The 16,937-nt window shown below is 65.4% G+C and carries 18 protein-coding genes; 11 read left to right on the plus strand and 7 right to left on the minus strand.

All coding sequences use genetic code 11. The features are described 5' to 3' along the window. Positions 1 to 3: 3 nt before the first annotated feature. From BTH_RS02950 to BTH_RS02985, 8 genes are read left to right on the plus strand one after another with little or no spacing between them, the layout of a single operon-like run. Positions 4 to 801, plus strand: a complete 798-nt coding sequence (locus BTH_RS02950) for a thioesterase II family protein (RefSeq protein ID WP_009907288.1) — start codon at positions 4 to 6, stop codon at positions 799 to 801. Between the two features lie 7 nt (positions 802 to 808). After that, positions 809 to 1,492 carry an RraA family protein gene (locus BTH_RS02955; protein WP_009895642.1) on the plus strand — a complete coding sequence of 228 codons (684 nt, stop codon included), beginning with the start codon at positions 809 to 811 and terminating at the stop codon, positions 1,490 to 1,492. A 14-nt stretch (positions 1,493 to 1,506) separates the two neighbouring features. Further along, positions 1,507 to 2,451 (plus strand): branched-chain amino acid transaminase, encoded by a 945-nt coding sequence (locus tag BTH_RS02960; protein WP_009895644.1) that lies wholly within the window; start codon positions 1,507 to 1,509, stop codon positions 2,449 to 2,451. After that, positions 2,448 to 3,290 carry a thioesterase II family protein gene (locus tag BTH_RS02965; protein WP_009895645.1) on the plus strand — a complete coding sequence of 281 codons (843 nt, stop codon included), beginning with the start codon at positions 2,448 to 2,450 and terminating at the stop codon, positions 3,288 to 3,290. The genes BTH_RS02960 and BTH_RS02965 overlap by 4 nt, the downstream gene beginning before the upstream one ends. Further along, positions 3,287 to 4,180 (plus strand): acetaldehyde dehydrogenase (acetylating), encoded by an 894-nt coding sequence (locus BTH_RS02970; protein ID WP_009907290.1) that lies wholly within the window; start codon positions 3,287 to 3,289, stop codon positions 4,178 to 4,180. Before BTH_RS02965 ends, BTH_RS02970 begins: the two co-directional genes overlap by 4 nt. Continuing rightward, a complete protein-coding gene (gene dmpG / locus BTH_RS02975) occupies positions 4,177 to 5,220 on the plus strand; it encodes a 4-hydroxy-2-oxovalerate aldolase (protein ID WP_009895647.1) in 1,044 nt (347 codons plus the stop codon). Before BTH_RS02970 ends, dmpG begins: the two co-directional genes overlap by 4 nt. Before the next feature lie 50 nt (positions 5,221 to 5,270). Next, the gene (locus tag BTH_RS02980; protein WP_025370128.1) at positions 5,271 to 5,678 is read left to right on the plus strand and encodes a cupin domain-containing protein; all 408 of its coding nucleotides are present in this window, start codon (positions 5,271 to 5,273) and stop codon (positions 5,676 to 5,678) included. A gap of 36 nt (positions 5,679 to 5,714) precedes the next feature. Continuing rightward, positions 5,715 to 6,317 carry a LysE family translocator gene (locus BTH_RS02985; RefSeq protein ID WP_009895650.1) on the plus strand — a complete coding sequence of 201 codons (603 nt, stop codon included), beginning with the start codon at positions 5,715 to 5,717 and terminating at the stop codon, positions 6,315 to 6,317. A gap of 98 nt (positions 6,318 to 6,415) precedes the next feature. Here the strand turns inward: BTH_RS02985 and BTH_RS33140 are convergent. From BTH_RS33140 to BTH_RS03000, 3 genes are all read right to left on the minus strand, one after another. Beyond that, positions 6,416 to 7,173, minus strand: a protein-coding gene (locus BTH_RS33140) for an IS5 family transposase (protein WP_099005207.1) whose coding sequence is annotated in 2 segments (ribosomal slippage) — positions 6,416 to 6,858 and positions 6,858 to 7,173 — 759 coding nt in all. Because the reading frame shifts where the segments join, the coding sequence is not laid out codon by codon here. A gap of 41 nt (positions 7,174 to 7,214) precedes the next feature. After that, a complete protein-coding gene (locus BTH_RS02995) occupies positions 7,215 to 8,246 on the minus strand; it encodes an autoinducer binding domain-containing protein (protein WP_011400949.1) in 1,032 nt (343 codons plus the stop codon). Positions 8,247 to 9,009: 763 nt separating this feature from the next. Next, positions 9,010 to 9,864 carry an AraC family transcriptional regulator gene (locus tag BTH_RS03000; protein WP_009895655.1) on the minus strand — a complete coding sequence of 285 codons (855 nt, stop codon included), beginning with the start codon at positions 9,862 to 9,864 and terminating at the stop codon, positions 9,010 to 9,012. Between the two features lie 95 nt (positions 9,865 to 9,959). Between BTH_RS03000 and BTH_RS03005 the strand changes: the two genes are divergently transcribed. Next, a complete protein-coding gene (locus BTH_RS03005) occupies positions 9,960 to 10,553 on the plus strand; it encodes a LysE family translocator (protein WP_011400950.1) in 594 nt (197 codons plus the stop codon). A 244-nt stretch (positions 10,554 to 10,797) separates the two neighbouring features. On the opposite strand, the gene BTH_RS03010 is transcribed toward BTH_RS03005, so the two are convergent. Beyond that, the gene (locus BTH_RS03010; protein WP_025404161.1) at positions 10,798 to 11,208 is read right to left on the minus strand and encodes a helix-turn-helix domain-containing protein; all 411 of its coding nucleotides are present in this window, start codon (positions 11,206 to 11,208) and stop codon (positions 10,798 to 10,800) included. Between the two features lie 252 nt (positions 11,209 to 11,460). Between BTH_RS03010 and BTH_RS03015 the strand changes: the two genes are divergently transcribed. Then, positions 11,461 to 12,699, plus strand: a complete 1,239-nt coding sequence (locus BTH_RS03015; RefSeq protein ID WP_009895665.1) for an alpha-hydroxy acid oxidase — start codon at positions 11,461 to 11,463, stop codon at positions 12,697 to 12,699. A gap of 55 nt (positions 12,700 to 12,754) precedes the next feature. On the opposite strand, the gene BTH_RS03020 is transcribed toward BTH_RS03015, so the two are convergent. Both BTH_RS03020 and BTH_RS03025 read right to left on the minus strand, forming a co-directional pair. Next, the gene (locus tag BTH_RS03020) at positions 12,755 to 13,210 is read right to left on the minus strand and encodes a YbaK/EbsC family protein (RefSeq protein ID WP_009895667.1); all 456 of its coding nucleotides are present in this window, start codon (positions 13,208 to 13,210) and stop codon (positions 12,755 to 12,757) included. A gap of 321 nt (positions 13,211 to 13,531) precedes the next feature. Continuing rightward, positions 13,532 to 14,245, minus strand: a complete 714-nt coding sequence (locus BTH_RS03025) for a class I SAM-dependent methyltransferase (RefSeq protein ID WP_009895669.1) — start codon at positions 14,243 to 14,245, stop codon at positions 13,532 to 13,534. 273 nt (positions 14,246 to 14,518) lie between these two features. Between BTH_RS03025 and BTH_RS03030 the strand changes: the two genes are divergently transcribed. Beyond that, a complete protein-coding gene (locus BTH_RS03030; protein ID WP_009895671.1) occupies positions 14,519 to 16,162 on the plus strand; it encodes a DUF3459 domain-containing protein in 1,644 nt (547 codons plus the stop codon). A gap of 153 nt (positions 16,163 to 16,315) precedes the next feature. Here BTH_RS03030 and BTH_RS03035 read toward each other — a convergent pair whose 3' ends face one another. Continuing rightward, on the minus strand, positions 16,316 to 16,906 hold the full coding sequence (locus tag BTH_RS03035; protein ID WP_011400953.1) for a thiamine phosphate synthase: 591 nt from the start codon (positions 16,904 to 16,906) through the stop codon (positions 16,316 to 16,318). Positions 16,907 to 16,937 lie beyond the last annotated feature (31 nt).

Here is a 16,937-nt window from a genome sequence, read left to right on the forward strand (position 1 = left end):
GCGATGGGCGGCGCCGACATGAATGCATGCGAGCCCCGCTGGTTCCTGTTCGGCGCCGACGAACGGAAACCCGATGCGCGAATCCGGCTGTTCTGCTTTCACTACGCGGGCAGCGGCGGCTCGATTTTCCGGCACTGGGACGAGGCGCTGCCGGACGATGTCGAGTTGGTCGCCGTGCAGATGCCCGGCCGAGAGAATCGCCTGAACGAGCCGCTGCTGTACACGATGGAAGACGTCGCGTCCCCGCTCGTCGACGCGCTCGCGCCGTTGCTCGACCGGCCATTCGCGTTCTTCGGGCACAGCACTGGCGCGCTGATCGGCTTCGAGGTTGCGCGGGTGCTGCGCGCTCGCGGATATCCGCAGCCGCGCTTGCTGATCGCGTCCGCGCAGAACGCGCCCGACGTGAAGCCGGAAGTGATTCGGCATCGATTGTCGGACGCGGAGTTCGTCGAAGTGCTGCGCGGCTGCAACGGCACGCCCGACGCGATCCTGCAGGACCCGGCGCTGCTCGAGTTGCTGCTGCCCCGGATTCGCGCGGACGGCGCGGTGTTCGAGACGTATCGGTACGAGCGGCAGGCGCCGCTCGACTGCCGGATCGTCGTCTTCCACGGCGCCGCCGACGGTCTCGTGCATGACGCGGGGCTCGCCCGCTGGGCGGGCGAGACGAAGCACAGCTTCGCGCGGTACCGGTTCGCCGGCGATCACTTCTTCATCCACGACGAAGAGGCGTCGGTACTCGACCACATCAACCGCGAGCTCGAACCGCTCCTGAGCGATGCGAGCTCCACCCTAATCGGATGACAGACAAATGGCGCAGTGGAATTCAGATGACGAGCTGTTCGCGCTGATGCGCGCCGAGCTCTCGACCTGCCCCGTCAGTGACGTGATGGAGTTGCTCGGGTTCGCCTACCCGATGCTGCCGCCGGAGATCCGGCCGCTACGGCGGGACATGGTGATGATCGGCCGCGCGATGCCGGTGCAGGACGAGCAGCCCGTGCCGCACGGCGGCCTCAAGCGCTACGACGCGAAGCCGTTCGGACTGCTGTTCGAATCGGTCGAGGCGCTGCGCCCCGGTGAAGTCTACATCGCGAGCGGCGGCCCGACGGCGGTTGCGCGGCTTGGCGACCTGCTCGTCACGCGCGCGCGCAATCTCGGCGCAGCAGGCGTCGTGCTCAACGCGCACGTGCGCGACGCGAACGCGATCCTCGAACTGAATCTGCCGGCGTTCGCGCACGGTACGTACGCGTACGGTCTGCAAGGCCGCCACAACGTCGTCGACTACCGCTGCTCGATCACGGTCGGCAATGTGCGGATTCGTCCGGGCGATCTGATCTTCGGCGACGGGGACGGTGTCTGCGTGATTCCGCGCGAGGCCGAGCAGGAGGTGATCACGCGTGCAATCGCGAAGAACCGGCTCGAGCGCAAGGTTCGCGGCGCGATCGCCGAGGGGCGCAGCGTGGTCGATGCATTCAACCAATACAACGTCATGTGAGGAGCGCAACAACGATGAAAGCGAGCTACGTGTGGAAGAACGGCGAACTGGTGCCGTGGGAGCGCGCACAGGTGCATGTGATGAGCCATGCGCTGCATTACGGGACGAGCGTGTTCGAGGGCGTGCGTGCGTACGAGATCGGCGAGAAGGCGGCGATCCTGTGCGGCCGCGAGCACTTCGAGCGCCTGCTGTTCAGCTGCAAGGTCGCGCGGATTCCGTCGCCGATGAGCGTCGGGCAGTGGATGGAAGCGACGGTCGAGACGCTGCGCGCGAACGGCCAGCGCAGCGCGTACATCCGGCCGCTCGTCTATCGCGGCGCGGGCGAATCGCTCGGGCTCGACGCGCGCCAATGCCCGGCCGAGGCGCTGCTCATCACCACGCCATGGGGCGCGTATCTCGGCGACGAGGCGCTGCAGCAGGGCGTCGACGTGCAGGTCAGCAGCTGGCGCCGCAACGGCGGCGGGGCGGCGAGCACGCTCGCGAAGATCGGCGGCCAGTACGTGAACGGCCAGGCGATCGTGATGGAGGCGCATGAGAACGGGATGAGCGAAGGCATCGCGCTCGATGCGAACGGTTTCGTCAGCGAAGGCAGCGGCGAAAACGTGTTTCTCGTCTACAAGAACGAGATCTTCACGCCGTCGATCGGCAGCAGCATCCTGAGCGGCATCACGCGCAACTGCGTGATTCGGATCGCGCGCGACCTCGGCTACACCGTCACCGAAACGAGCATTCCGCGCGAAATGCTCTATCTCGCCGACGAAATCTTCTTCACGGGCACGGCGGTCGAGATCTGCCCGGTGCGCTCGGTCGATCGGATGCCGGTCGGCAGCGGCAAGCGCGGCGCCGTGACGAAGGCGATCCAGGATCAGTACTTCGGCATCGTGCGCGGCACGCACGCGGACAAATGGAACTGGCTCACGCCCGTGCCGGTGCCGTCGCGCGACGGAGCACGGGCATGAGCGCGCGCGAAGCCGCAGTCGATTCGCCGTGGCTGATCGTCCACGAAGCGCGCAACGCACGTGTGCGGCTCTTCTGCTTTCACTATGCGGGTGCGACCGCGTCGATCTTCCGGACCTGGCCGGGCGGCTTGCCGGATTGGGTCGAAGTCGTCGCCGTGCAATTGCCCGGCCGCGAGTATCGGCTCGGCGAGCCGCTGATCGAGCAAGCGGAGCCGATCGTCGAGGCGCTCGCGGACGTCGTGCCACCGCTGCTCGATCTGCCGTATGCGTTTTTCGGCCACAGCATGGGCGCGCTGATCGCCTTCGATCTCGCGCACCTGCTGCGCGCACGCGGCTTCGCGCAACCCTTGCTGTTCGTCGCGTCGGGCCGCAGCGCGCCGCGCTTCAGGTGGCGGGACGCGGGCATTCAGACGCTGCCCGACGATGCGTTCATCGCCGCGGTGCGCGACTACAACGGCACGCCCGAAGCATTGATCGCCGATCCCGCGCTGCGCGACTTGTGGCTGCCGCGGCTGCGCGCGGATCTGACGATCTCGGCGACGTACCGCTACGTCGAGTCGACGCCGCTCGATTGTCCGATGCTGGTGTTGCACGGCTCGAACGACGGTCTCGTCAGCGATGCCGGGTTGTCCGGCTGGCTCGCGGAAACGATCGGTGCCGTGCGCTATGTCGGATTTTCCGGCGGCCATTTCTTTATGCACGGCGAGGAAGGCGGCGTGCTTGCCGAAGTGCGCCGCGAGCTGGAGCGCGTGCTCGCGCGCGCGGCGCAGGACGGGCCGCACGGCACGCGCGAGCCGGCGGCGCGCATGGGTCATTTGACGGAGGAGAGCGAAACATGAAGAACAAGTCATCGCGCACGCGCGTGGCGATTCTCGGATCGGGCAGCATCGGGCTCGACCTGATGTTCAAGGTCAAGGCATCCGAGCACTTCGATCTGAAGTTCGTCGTCGGACGCCATGCAAACAGCGACGGGCTGAAGCTCGCGCGCAGCTGCAACGTCGAGACGTCGAGCGACGGCCTCGATTTCCTGAAGGAAAACGAAGATGCGTACGACCTGGTGTTCGACGCGACGTCGGCCGCCGCACACAAGGTCAACAACGGCTTCTTCTCCGGTGCGGGCAAGTTCGTGATCGATCTGACGCCCGCGAAGCTCGGCCGCCTGTGCGTGCCGTGCATCAATCTGGACGACATCGGCGCCGAGCAGAACGTGAACCTGATCACCTGCGGCGGGCAGGCGAGCCTGCCGCTCGCGTACGCGCTGAAACAGGCGGTCGACGAGATCGAATACCTGGAGGTGGTGTCGGCGATCGCGTCGCGCAGCGCCGGCATCGCGACGCGCGAGAACATCGACGAATACATGACGACGACCGAGTACGCGCTCGCGCAGTTCAGCGGTGCGAAGAAGACGAAGGCGATCCTCAACATCAATCCGGCCGAGCCCGGCGTGCGGATGCAGACGACGCTCTATGCACACGCGCGCTACCGCGATTTCGACCGCGTGCGCGCGTGCGTTGCCGAGATGGTCGAGAAGGTTCGCGAATACGTGCCCGGCTATCGGCTCGTCGTCGAGCCGATCGAGAGCCAGGGGCGGATCACGATCAGCCTGACCGTGCGCGGGCGCGGCGACTATTTGCCCGAGTACGCGGGCAACCTGGACATCATCAATTGCGCGGCGCTCGCGGTCGCCTCGCATCGGCACGCAACCGCCAGACTAGGAGCCACACAATGATACTGATCAGCGATGCGACCTTGCGCGACGGCAACCACGCGATTCGTCACCAGTTGAGCGCCGCGCAGATACATGCGTATGCACGCGCGGCGGACGAAGCCGGCATCGACATCGTCGAAGTCGGTCACGGCAACGGTCTCGGCGGCTCGTCGTGCCTGCTCGGGCAGACGCCGATCGGCGATCGCCTGATGCTCGAGACCGCGCGCGCCGCGCTGCGCACGAGCCGGCTGGGCGTGCATTTCATCCCCGGGCTCGGCAAGGCGGCGGACATTGCGCTCGCGCTCGAGATCGGCGTCGACGTCGTGCGCGTCGCGACGCATTGCACGGAAGCGAACGTGTCCGCGCGATTCATCGAGCAGACCCGGGTGGCCGGCCGCACGGCGTTCGGCGTGCTGATGATGTCGCACATGGCGCCGTCCGACGTGCTGCTCGCGCAGGCGAAGTTGATGGAGCGGTACGGCGCGCAGGCGGTGGTGCTGATGGACAGCGCCGGCTATTCGACGCCGTCGCTCGTGCGCGCGAAGGTCGAGCGCCTCGTCGACGGCCTCGATATCGACGTCGGCTTTCATGCGCACAACAACCTCGGCCTCGCGGTTGCGAACAGTCTCGTCGCGCTCGAAGCGGGGGCGCGCATCGTCGATGCGTGCGTGAAGGGCTTCGGCGCCGGCGCGGGCAATACGCAGCTCGAAACGCTCGTCGCCGCGATGGAGCGCGAAGGGCATGACACACGCACGACGTTCGAGCATGTGATGGCGCTCGCGCGCGGCACCGAGGCGTTTCTCAATCCGAAGACGCCGCATATCCAGCCGGCGAACATCGCGAGCGGGCTGTACGGACTCTTCTCCGGCTACGTGCCGCATATCCAGAAAGCCGCGCAGGAATTCGGCGTGAACGAGTTCGAGCTGTACAAGCGGCTCGCGGAGCGCAAGCTCGTGGCCGGACAAGAGGACATCATCATCGAAGAGGCGAGCCGTCTCGCACGCGAACGGGACGTGCAGCGCGCGACGGACGGCGTGCGGATCAGCGAGCTGTCCGCGTGAGCGCAAACGCATTTCACACGATCGAGCACAAGGAGGAAATCGTGGCCGGTTTGAACGAACGAGGTTTCGGCTCGTGGAATCGGGTCGAGCGCGAAACGCTGACCGAGCGGATCGAGCGGCAGGTCGTCTCGGGTGACGCGCTGACGATGGCGAAGCTGTACCTGAAGAAGGGCGCGTTCGTCGGGACGCACTCGCATCCGAACGAGCAGTTCACTTACATCCTCGAGGGGCGCCTGCGGTTTCGGTACGGCGAACATCTCGAGCACGAGGTCGAGGTCGGGCCCGGCGAGATCCTGCATCTTCCGGCGAACGTGCCGCACAACGCGCTGTGTCTCGAAGACGCGATCGATCTCGACGTGTTCACGCCGGTGCGCGCGGACTGGCTCGCGCCCGACGGCAATCGCTATTTCGCCGGCACGCCGGCCGCGGCTTCGCCCGCGCCGTCGGCGAGCCGATGATCCCCTTAACCGAAGCCGACGAACCGAGGAGGCGCCGTGCTCATTCAGGATGCATTGCTCAAGATGTCGTTCTACGTGTCGCTCGTGCTGATCGTGCCGGGGCCGACGAACACGCTGCTGTTGTCGTCGGGCCTGAAGGCCGGTTTGCGCGGCACCTGGCACCTCGTGATCGCGGAGGCGATGGGTTACGTCGTCGCGATCTCGCTATGGGGCTTCTTCCTGCTCTCGGTGGCGGCGAGTCGCCCCTGGCTCTTCGGTGCGATCAAGCTGTTGAGCGCCGCGTACATCCTGTGGCTCGCGGTCAAGATGTGGTCGAAGAGCCGCGCGCTGCATGAACTGTCCGCGGGGCCGATCAGTTTTGGCGATCTGTTCGTTGCAACGCTGATGAACCCGAAGGCGTTGCTGTTCGCGAGCACGATGTTCCCGCTCGAGGCGTTCCGCTCGCTCAGCTACTTCGGATGGGCGGTCATGGTGTTCCTGATCGTGCTCGCGCCGATCGGCGTCGGCTGGTCGAGCCTCGGCGGGCTGCTGACGTCGCAGCGCTCGTGGGCCGCGCATACGTCGACGTTCATGCGCTGCGCGTCGCTCGTGCTCGCGACATTTTCGGGCTCGCTCGCCTATTCGGTGTTGGGGCACTGAATCCGCTCGCGCAAGGGGTTTGCCCGCGAGCGGCCGTCGACGATCGCACGAACGGGCGGGGCGCCGTGCGCGGCGCCCCGCCTAGGGCGGTGTTCACACTATCGAAGGGCTTCGATAATCAGGGCGAAGTTGATAAAGGCAATGAACATCAAGTCGAGTTTGTCGAAGCGCGAGAAGATGCGACGAAAACCCTTCAATCGACGGAACAGCCGCTCGACTTCGTTACGACGCTTGTACATTTCCCGGTCGTATTCCCAAGGCTCGACGCGCGTACTCAACGGAGGGACGACCGGGATGAAGCCGAGATCGAGCGCGAGTTGTCGGGTTTCGTTACCTTCGTACGCCTTGTCCATCAGCAGGTGCAGCGGCCGATTCGGCGGCCCCAGGCGTTCGAGCAGTGCACGTCCCTGCGGCGCATCGCCGGCTTGACCGGGCGACAGTGCGAACGTTATGGCTGTTCGAGCATCCGCGGCAACCATATGAATCTTGGTTGTCCATCCTCCGCGAGACTTGCCGATGGCTTGAGGTCCATTTTTTTTAACGCACCGGTGCCGTCAGGATGAACCTTCACGATCGTGCTATCCAGCGATACCGCTTCAATCCGAACGCGAATGATCTGCGCGCGCTGCAACTCCGTGAACACTCGGTCCAGTACACCGTTGCGAGACCAACGGTTCATGCGCGTGTAGATCGTGTGCCAGCGGCCGAAACGTGGTGGCAGGCCGCGCCATTTACATCCGTGCTCGGCCACATAAAGGATCGCGTTGAGCACTTGCAGGTTCGACAGGCTCACATTGCCACGCTGTCGCGGCAGGCAATGTTCGATCTGCTTGAATTGGGCTTCGGAGATTTCCATCTCCGAAGCATAACCTCAAACTAATGTAGTGTGAACACGCCCTAGTCCGAGATGTACCCTTCCGCCAGAAAGCCGAACTGCTTCGCCTTGTTCGCGCTCGTCTTGATGTGGCTGCTGTTCATCTTCTTGTTGATCGACGTGAATAGCTGATAGACCGCATGCTCCTCCAGCTTCAACTCCTCGGCGACGTGGCGCGCATTGCCGCCCCTGCCGACGAGCCGCAACGCAACGATCTCGTGGTGGCTGAGCGACATCTCCCGGGCGAGCGTCTGGCGCTGCGACGTCACCTTCCACTCGAGCATCTCGGTCGCGAGGCCGCGCAGCGTTCGCCGGTTGCGCCAGATGATCTCTTCGCCTTGCTCGGGCGGAAGCGAAGAACTCACGTGCAACAAACCGATCGTGTCGTCATCGCGGCGGTGCGCAGGAAAAAACACGTTGCTGGTCAGGCCGAGAAATTGCGTCTGCTGATTCAGCCAGTGATCGGACGGCAGCGGCGCGAGCGTCGACGCGCGCAGCGGGCGCGTGTCGTTGCGCGCGTGCGCAATCGCGGGATCGTTCAGATACCAATGGCGATGCACATAACGGTGTGCCCAAACCGGCGTTCCGCCGATCAATAATTCGTGATTCTTCAAGTTCCCGGTTTTTTCGTCGATCCGGAAAAAGTGATAAAAGCAGTTTGTTGCGCCGCATTCAGAGATCGTGTTGCGCATCACCGTCAATAAACCGCTTTCGCTGACGCATTCCGACGCGAATTCGGGTTGGGTCGCTTCGTGTTCGGCGGGATTCAGCGCATCTTTCGGCATGCAGATTACTGTGCGGTACAGGCTTTCCAGCTCAACGGAATAAGGATCGTGTTCGATGAATGATGCAATCACCGCGTGATCGAACAGATTCACACGTTGCACGAACGAAGGCTCGCGCGGCGCTGCGTGATGCCGCTCGAGCAAGTATCCCTGGGTCGATTCACCGCATATCCTGAGCGATATCTGCTTGTCGCCGATGACGCTGCGGCGTTCCTGCACGACAGCCACTTGCGCGCGTTCGGGAGGAAACACTGTACGATTTCGAGCCATACGCGCCAAGCCATGCTTCGGGGACTGCCGAACTTCATGACGAATCGCCGCGACCAGCCGGAGTGCCGCGCCGATGGCGAAAGGCGCGCAAAGAAAACGCTCGCGGTGTGCGGGGTCGGATGAATGCGTTGAGATATGTCCTTTAAATTACTGCGACTGTATATTGATTGGCAATACCAACTTTTCATTGCTTGTGATGTATTGAATGATTGATTTTATTTGGTAATTAAATTTTTGGTTGCAAATGAACCCGATGGGGATCGAAGCGGAAAATTCCTAGTTGATTGTTGGGTTCGCAGAGGGGTATCAAAATTCGATAAGGCGGCCCTGTCGGATAAGCGGATGACGTCCGACTCGATCGGAGCGGGATGTTGAGCGTGCAACTACCGGCGATCGAGCCGGCGCCGTTTTCGGTGCGGCGCGATCGCAGCATCCGAGGGCGCGCGACTTCGTTGTCCAGGCGATTCGGGCACGCTGGTCCGGCCGGTGCGGACCGTTTCCGTCGTGATGCGCCGCGAACGCGATATCTGCCCGGGCAGGAGACATCGAATCAAGGAGGGTCCGCAAAAATTGTCTCACCGGTTAGTTCATGCGAAGCCTGACGGGCGCGCCGTCGGCAGCGTGCAGGATGTCGGGCGCGGCCGGGTGGGCCACGCATGCGCGTGAGCGCTTGGACGGGGACGCCGTATCCGCCTGTTGGGCGGGCTCGGCGATCGAAAGAGGCGGGGCGAGAGGTGGTCTGCCGCCGTCCGGTCGGACGTCTTTAGTAGTCTGTCTGGTGCAGCGAGCGCCGGGCGCGCACCGCGGAAATCCACGAACCCGGCGTGATACCGTAAGTACTCTTGAAGTGTCGCGACATGTGGCTCTGGTCGGAAAAGCCCGCGTCCGTGGACGCGGTCGACAGGGATTCGCCTTCCATCAACAGCCGACGCACGAGATTGAGCTGCCGTTGCGTGCGAAAGCGGCTCGGGCTCGTGCCGAACAGCCTGCGAAACTGGCGGGCGATCGTCCAGCGGTCGAGTCCTGATATGTGCTCGAGCGCGTCCATCGAAATCGGCTCGTGCGGGCAGGACGCGATGATATCGCGTATGCGTGTCAATTCCGCCATGGCGAGAGGACCTGCCTTGGGCGCGTCGCCCGTCGCGGCGGCGGCCGTCAACAGGTTCGCGATGGCGACGGCGATGTCGACGCGGGACACGTTGTCGATTTCTTCATCCAGGTTCCAGATGCCGGCCGCGAGGCCCTCGGAGACGGCGGGCGCCTGGAAGATCGGCGAGCGGACGAACGGAAGCATGCGGCCGCCGAGCGCTTCCTGGAGGAGCGCGGGATCGACGTACACGATCCGATAACCGAAGCCTTCGTCGGTTCCCGCGCGCCCGTCGTGCAATTCGTCCGGGTGCAGGATATGGCACTGCCCCGGCAGGCAGTGCCGGGTTTCGCCGAGATAGCGAAAGGTCTGCACGCCCGAGAGCGTGATGCCGATCGCGTACGTGTCGTGACGATGGGGCGTGAACGCATGATCGAGGAAGTGCGCCTCCACGCGTTCGATGCCCGTGGCGCCGGACCCGATCCGAATATGGTTTCGATCGGGCGTGGTGTCGCGTGCACAATCGTTCAAGACAGCCTCCGTGACGCTTCCATAAGCTACCTATTCAGAAAAGATGGCGCGTTGGAGCTTCGATGGTAAACCAAGTCGACCTTGTTTCGGAGACATTGCGCTCTCTAGTGGCACTGCTTTTTGCAGCGGCCGTGGTGATGGGTAGCCCCGGCCCCTCTACCGTCAGTGCGACCGCGATGGGCGCGTCCTACGGCGTGCGCCGGTCGCTCAAATATGCGTGGGGCCTCATCGCCGGCACGGTCGCGGTATTGCTTCTCGTATCGATGGGCGTGACGGCATTTGTGATGTCGATGCCGAACGGAGCGAGGGTTCTCAACATCGTTTCCGCCGTCTACATCCTCTACCTCGCGTACAAGATCGCCACGGCGCCGCCGCTCGACAAGCGCGAGGGAAACCTCTCGTCCCCCGCGTTCAAAGGGGGCTTCCTGCTGGCGGTCGCCAATCCGAAGGCGTATATCGCTATCGGCGCGGTGTTTGCAGGCACGACGCTCGTCGCCAGCAACTATGGTCTCGACGCCGCCGCCAAGGTCGTCCTGCTGAGCGTGATGATCATCGTCATCCATCTCGGCTGGCTGCTGGCCGGCGTATCGTTATCCCGGTTTCTGCACGATCCGGTCGCGTCTCGCATCATCAATATTTCTTTGGCGGCGATATTGGCGATTGTTTCGCTGATTGCGCTATTCGAATGAAATGATTGTCGTGCGGATATTATCGTGGGCTGCTCGCCGTGGCCGGAGAGGAGGAGGGCGCGGCTGGAATGGCCGATTCGGCGCCGAAGCAGATCCGGCGCTCGCCATGGTCGGAACCCGGTCCTCGCGATCGGCGGGCGCGCGATCAGGCGCCCGGCTACATGCGCCGGTGGCGGGCATGCCGTCGCGACGCGGTCTCGATGTCGCTCGGCCTCGATGCAGGCGGGATTTCTTTGAGCGTGCATCAGCGCGCGATGCTCGAATGCCTGTCCGTTCGTTGCAACGAGACGCCGAGCGTGCGCAGCAATTCCCAGCCGTCGGTTTTGCTGTATGCGACGCCGAATGCGCGCTCGATCAGCGTGCGCACTCGCTTGACCGTCCATTGCGGGCTTGTGAAGCCCTCCGCGAGTGCGTCGTCGCCGAGGATGGCACAAAGCGTCGCGCATTGTGCGGAATCCAGCCACCTCGGCCGTCCCGGCGACTTTGGGGCGCGCACGTCGTGCTCCGCCAGCCGTTTCGCCCATCTGCACACCGATTGCCGCGAGAGGATCAGCCTTCGCGCAACGTCAGCCTTCGGCACACCCATCTCGAGCAAGCGGACGCCTTCCATGCGCCGTTCGGCTATCGGCGAATCACCATCGTGCGTCGCGTCCATATGCCTCCTCCCGTTCCGAAAATTCATTGATTCAACGGACTGCTGAATGATTGAGAAGCGGTTCAAGGTCGATGGAAATCAAATTAGAATGTCGATGAGGCAGTCAGCGCGGAAATCCTGTCGAATCAGAATTGTCGCCATGAAAACGTGACCGTGGTGCGGCGGCGTGAGCGTAATGAGCTCCCGTACCGGCGCTCGCGGAAAAAAGACGAACGTCCGCCATGTGCCGGCGGCGAACGGAGAAGATTCCAGATGGCCAATGTCGGGAAGGCTTGGAGCATCGATGATTTGAGAAAAATGGCACGAAAGCGCGTGCCCAGGTATTTCTTCGATTATCTGGAGGGGGGCGCAAACAGCGAAACCACGATGCGCGCGAACGAAAACGATTTCGCGCGCTGGCGGTTGCGTCAAAAGGTGCTGACCGGCGTGCAGAGCAGCGCGGCGGGTTTGAACGCGACATATCTCGGCGCCGAGCATCGGCTTCCGATCCTGCTCGGGCCGGTGGGGTTCGCCGGCATGTATTGGCCGCGGGGCGAGATCGCAGCGGGGCGCGCGGCCGACGAGGCGGGCATCGGTCAATGCTTGTCGACGTTCTCGATCTGTTCGCTCGAGGAGGTTGCCGCCGCGCGGTCCGGTCCGCTGTATTTCCAGCTCTACATGTTTCGCGATCGCGATCTGACCGAGGATATTCTCGCGCGCTGCCGGCAGGCGAACGTCGACGTCGTCGTCCTGACGGTCGACACGTGCCATATCCCGATTCGCGAGCGCGATGCGCGCAACGGTTTTCGTGCCGCGACGCGCTTGTCGGCGCGGGGCGTGTGGTCGATGCTCAAATGCCCGGGCTGGTGCGTTGGCGCGCTATCCAATGGGGTGCCGAAGATCGGCAACGTGTTGCGCTATCCGGATCTCGGCACATCGTTGCTCGAGCAGTCCGCGGCGGTCGGCCGGATGATCGATTCGCGTTTGTCCTGGGCGGACGTCAAGTGGTTGCGCGCGCGCTGGCCCGGCAAGATCATCATAAAGGGCATCCTCGATCCCGACGATGCGCGGCGCGCGGTCGACGAAGGCGTTGACGGCATCCTGATCTCGAATCACGGGGGGCGGCAACTCGATCCGGCGCCGTCGGCGATGGACGTGTTGCCGGAGATCGCCGATGCCGTCGGCACGCGGACCGAGATTCTGATGGATGGCGGCGTGCGGCGCGGCGCGGACGTGATCAAGGCGCTTGCGCTCGGGGCCGGCGCGGTCTCGATCGGGCGCGCCTATATCTATGGACTCGGCGCGGCGGGCGAGACGGGCGTTTCGCGATGTCTCGAATTGCTGAAGGGCGAGATGCTGCCGGCGCTTAACATGATGGGCTTCGAATCGATTGCCGAACTTCGGGCAGCGGGCAAGGCGGCGTTGCGGACGGCGGTGCCCGTTCATCATGCGATGACGGCGGCTGAGAGGTCGGATGAAATGTCGCCCGGGCTGATGGAGAGTGTGCTGTAGCGTGCGATGCCGGCCGGCGTGCGCCGCTGCCTCCAACGGGCGCGCGGCGCGTAGTCTACTTGCAAACGTCGACCCACTCGGCTTCGACCAGTTCCGCCAGCCGGACCGGATCGATGCGCAGCGCCGCATGCGTCGAACCTGCGGCCGGCACGACGAAATCGTACGATTTCAGCATCACGTCGCAATAAACGGGGAGCGGCGTCGAGAGACCGAACGGACAGACGCCGCCCACCGGATGGCCGGTGACGGCGACCGTTTCCTCCGCGGAGAGCATTTTCGCCTTGCCGCCCAGCGCGGCCTTGATTTTCTGGTTGTCGAGACGGGAATCGCCGCAGGATACGAGCAGCACGTGGGCGTCGCCGACCTTCATCGCGAGCGTCTTGGCAATCTGCGCCGGCTTGATGTCCCAGGCCGCCGACAACGTCATCGTGGAACTGCTCTCGCTCAACGCGATGACGTCGATATCCGGCGCCTTCTCCGCCAGAAACTGGCGAACCGATTCAACACTCACGTTCGTGGCCCTCCGTGCAGCCGGTGTGCCTGCCTTCGTCTTATCGGCGGGAGCAAGGGCAGGCTCGGCAATCCTTGCTCCCGCATCTTTGGTGAACCCTCGGAACGGATAAGCTATCGTGCGCGGCGCGGAATGTATTGAACGATTGTGCAGGATTCGCTGGGGCGGTTGTAGGGGAATGGGGCGGGATGGGGCTTGGCAAGGGCTCTGAGCGGGCGACGTGGCTTCGGTGACCGCGCGCGCCGCCCGGTGCCCGGCCCCGGCGCGTGAAAACGCCGCTGCCGCATCGGACGTCGCGGCCCGAACCGCCGGCAAGCGCGCTCACGCGCCGCGCATCGCGATCCACGCGCCCCAGAACAGGCTCGCAAAAAAACGCACCGGCTCACGGAACCCGGCGGCGCCGAGCAGTGCATGCACGGCGTCTTCGGACGCGGGCGGGTCCGCGCCGCGCAGAATCGTGGCGAGTTTCTGCGCGACTTCGTCAGGCGTCGCGCCGTGCATTCGCCAGCGTTGCGCCCACGCGCTCAGGAGCCGCGGATCTTCGGCATAGCGGCGATAGTTGCCCGCGACGATGAGCGGCGCGCCCGGCTTCAAACGGAGCGCGATCGAGCGGAGCAGCGCGGCCTTCGCGTCGTCGCCGGGCACGTGGTGCAGCACGCCGATCAGCGTCGCGCCGTCGAAGCTGGCGTCGGCGGGCAGGTCGTCGACGTAGCCGTGGTGCGTCGTCACGCGCGCGTCGAGACCGGCCGCGGCGACGTTCGCGCTCGCGAGGTCGAGCATCGGCCGCGACGGGTCGACCGCGGTGAAGCGCCAGCCGGACTCGAGGCGGGCGAGCGTGACGATCTCGCGCGCGGTGCCGCCCGCACCCGCCGCGAGGATCTGCGCGGCACCCGCATCGGCGGAGACCGACGATGCGAGCATGCATGCGCAGAGATCGTGGCATGCGTCATAGCCCGCGAGCGCGATGCGGCTTTGTTCCGCGTATTCGGCGGCGCGCGATGAATCGAACTTGGCGGTGCCGGATGGGGTGGACATGGCGGTCGGACTCCTGATGATCCGCGCGCGGGGATCGTGCGCGAATCCGCAGCGTAAGCAGCGATTCGGCTCGTAACAAGGCGAGTGGCGATCATGGTATTGCGGCTACCGGCCATTTCGGGGTCGCTTCACGTTTAAAACCTCCCGCCGAATCTCGCATCGGGGTGCGAATCGGCGCATACTGGGTGCCCTTTCTTCGTCGGACCACGCGCGTCACGCATGCGCGCCGCACACAGCGCTTCGCCATGCCTCTGAGCGCAGGAGGAGCGCATCATGTCCGAATGTCCGCATGATCCATATGCGCAGCACCATTCGCATTGCCTGCCGTTCGGCGCTCAACCCTGCGGCGCCGCGGGCGCGACGACACGCACTCACTTTCGCGTCTGGGCGCCCGCGCATCGGAGCGCGGTGCTCGCGCTCGAAACCGCGGGCGGCCCGCTCGAACTCCCGATGGCGCCCGCGGGCGACGGCTGGTTCGAGACGTTCGCCGATTGCGGCGCGCACGCGCGCTACCGGTATCGGCTCGACGATGCGCTGACGATTCCCGATCCCGCATCGCGCTCGCAGCCGGAAGGCGTCGACGGGCCGAGCGAAGTGGTCGATCCGCGCGCGTTCACGTGGCGCCACACGTTCTGGCGTGGCCGGCCGTGGGAGGAGATCGCGCTCTACGCGATCCAGCCGGGCGCGGCGGGCGGCTACGACGGCATTCGCGAACGCTTGCCGCAGCTTGCGCAACTCGGCGTCACCGCGCTCGAATTGCTCGCGGCGCCGCACGCGCGCGACGACAGCCTGCCGTTCGCGCCGATTGCCGCATACGGCGGCGCCGACGCGCTGAAGCGCCTGATCGACGATGCGCACGGCCTCGGCCTCGCGATGCTGCTCGATCTCGACTACGCGCGCTTCGGCTGCGGCAACGACGAGATGCGGCGTTACGCGCAACCGTTCTTCGACACCCGCGACGATCCGCTACAGGCGCCGCCGCTCGCGCTCGATCATCCGCAGGTCTGCGATTTCTTCTGCGACAACGCGCTGTACTGGCTCGAGGAATATCGATGCGACGGATTGCGGATTCGCGAAGCGGACCGCATCGACAGCGCGTGGCTGCGCGAGATCGCCGACCGGGTGCACGCGGCGATGCCGACCGACCGGATCGTGCACCTCGTGCTCGGCAGCGAGCGGCATCCGTCGCATCTCGCCGACACGCATTTCGACGCGCAGTGGAACGGCTGCGGCGAGCGCGCGCTGTCCCGTTTGACGGGGCGCCGCGATCGTGCGCGCGGCGACGGCGTGTCGATGCATCAATCGATTCACGCGCTCGCTCGCGCATTGATCGCGGACGGCGCGGTGTTCCAGCGCGCGCAACCGATGGGCGACGGCGGGATGGCCGACGTCGGCTTGCCGCTGACGTCGCTCGTGCTGTCCGACGGCATCTTGCGCGACGCGCGCGAGGCGGACCTCGCGGCGCTCGCGTTGTCGCTGCTCACGCCGCAGATCCCGCTGATCTTCGATGAAGCCGCGGGCGACACGGCGCGGCGCCATTTCCTGCAATCGGCGCTCGCGGTGCGCGCGAAGCTGATCGCGCCGCGCCTCGTCGACGTGCGGCCGCGCAGCGCCGACATGCTGCACACGACCGATGGCGTCGAAGCCGATGCGCTCGTCGCCGCATGGCGGCTCGGCGACGGCGAGACGCTCAGCATCGCGCTGAACCTGTCGCCGCAATCGCTGCCGTTCTACGGCGTCCCGGACGGAACGATCGTGTTCGAGACGCCGGCGCGCGCGCGGGATCGCGTCGATGCGGGCGAGCTGCCGCCGTATGCGCTCGTCGCGTGGCTGACGGGCGACGTCAATCAGTACGCGCTGACGCATGATGTGCGCCGTTATGCGGATCTTGCGCCGCACCCGCTGGGCGGCGTTTGACCGGGTGAGGGGGGGCTCGGCGCTCGGCGGGCGTCGCGCCCACGGGCGGCGTTCGCTCTGCTTCGCTCCGTTTGATCGGGATGTCGGCGGAATGCCGGGCGCGGGCGGCGTGACGCGACGACGGGCGAGGCGCGCCCATCGCTGCATCGTTTCCTACCAGAGTCCGCGAATGCTCGCGATGCCGTGCGCGTGATGCGCGCGCGCCGTCGCCAGATGCGCGCGCGTCATTCCGCCCAACGCATAGACGGGCACGCGCGTTTGCGCCGCGTATTCGGCGAAGCGCGCCCAGCCGAGCGTCGGCGCGCCCGGATGCGTGAGCGTCGGCAGCACGGGCGACAGCGTCGCGAGGTCCGCGCCGATGCGCTGCGCATGCAGCAACTCGTCGAGCGAGTGGCATGCAGCCGACAGCAGGCCGTCCGAAGCAATCGGGCGCGCGGTCGCGGCGCGCAACGCAATGCTGCCGAGGTGCACGCCGCTCGCGCCGAGTGCGAGCGCGGCCTCCGCGCCGATCGGTCCGTTGACGATCATGCGCGCGCATTGCGCGCGGCAGCGAGCGAGCGCGTCGGCGGCGAGCGCCGCGTAGGCGGGCGCGTCGAGCGTCTTCACGCGCAGTTGCACGAGCTTGAGCCCCGTTGCGAGCGCGGCCGACAGCCGGTCGAGAAACGCCGCGAGATCCGCGTCGGAACCCGAGTCCGGCTCCGGCGTGATCAGGTAGTGCGGCGGCAGGGCGAGCGCGTCGTTCATGCCGCCGTCCTGGGCGGGCGCCGTCCCGCGC

The organism is Burkholderia thailandensis E264 (genome assembly GCF_000012365.1).
GTDB classification, from domain to species: Bacteria; Pseudomonadota; Gammaproteobacteria; order Burkholderiales; family Burkholderiaceae; genus Burkholderia; species Burkholderia thailandensis.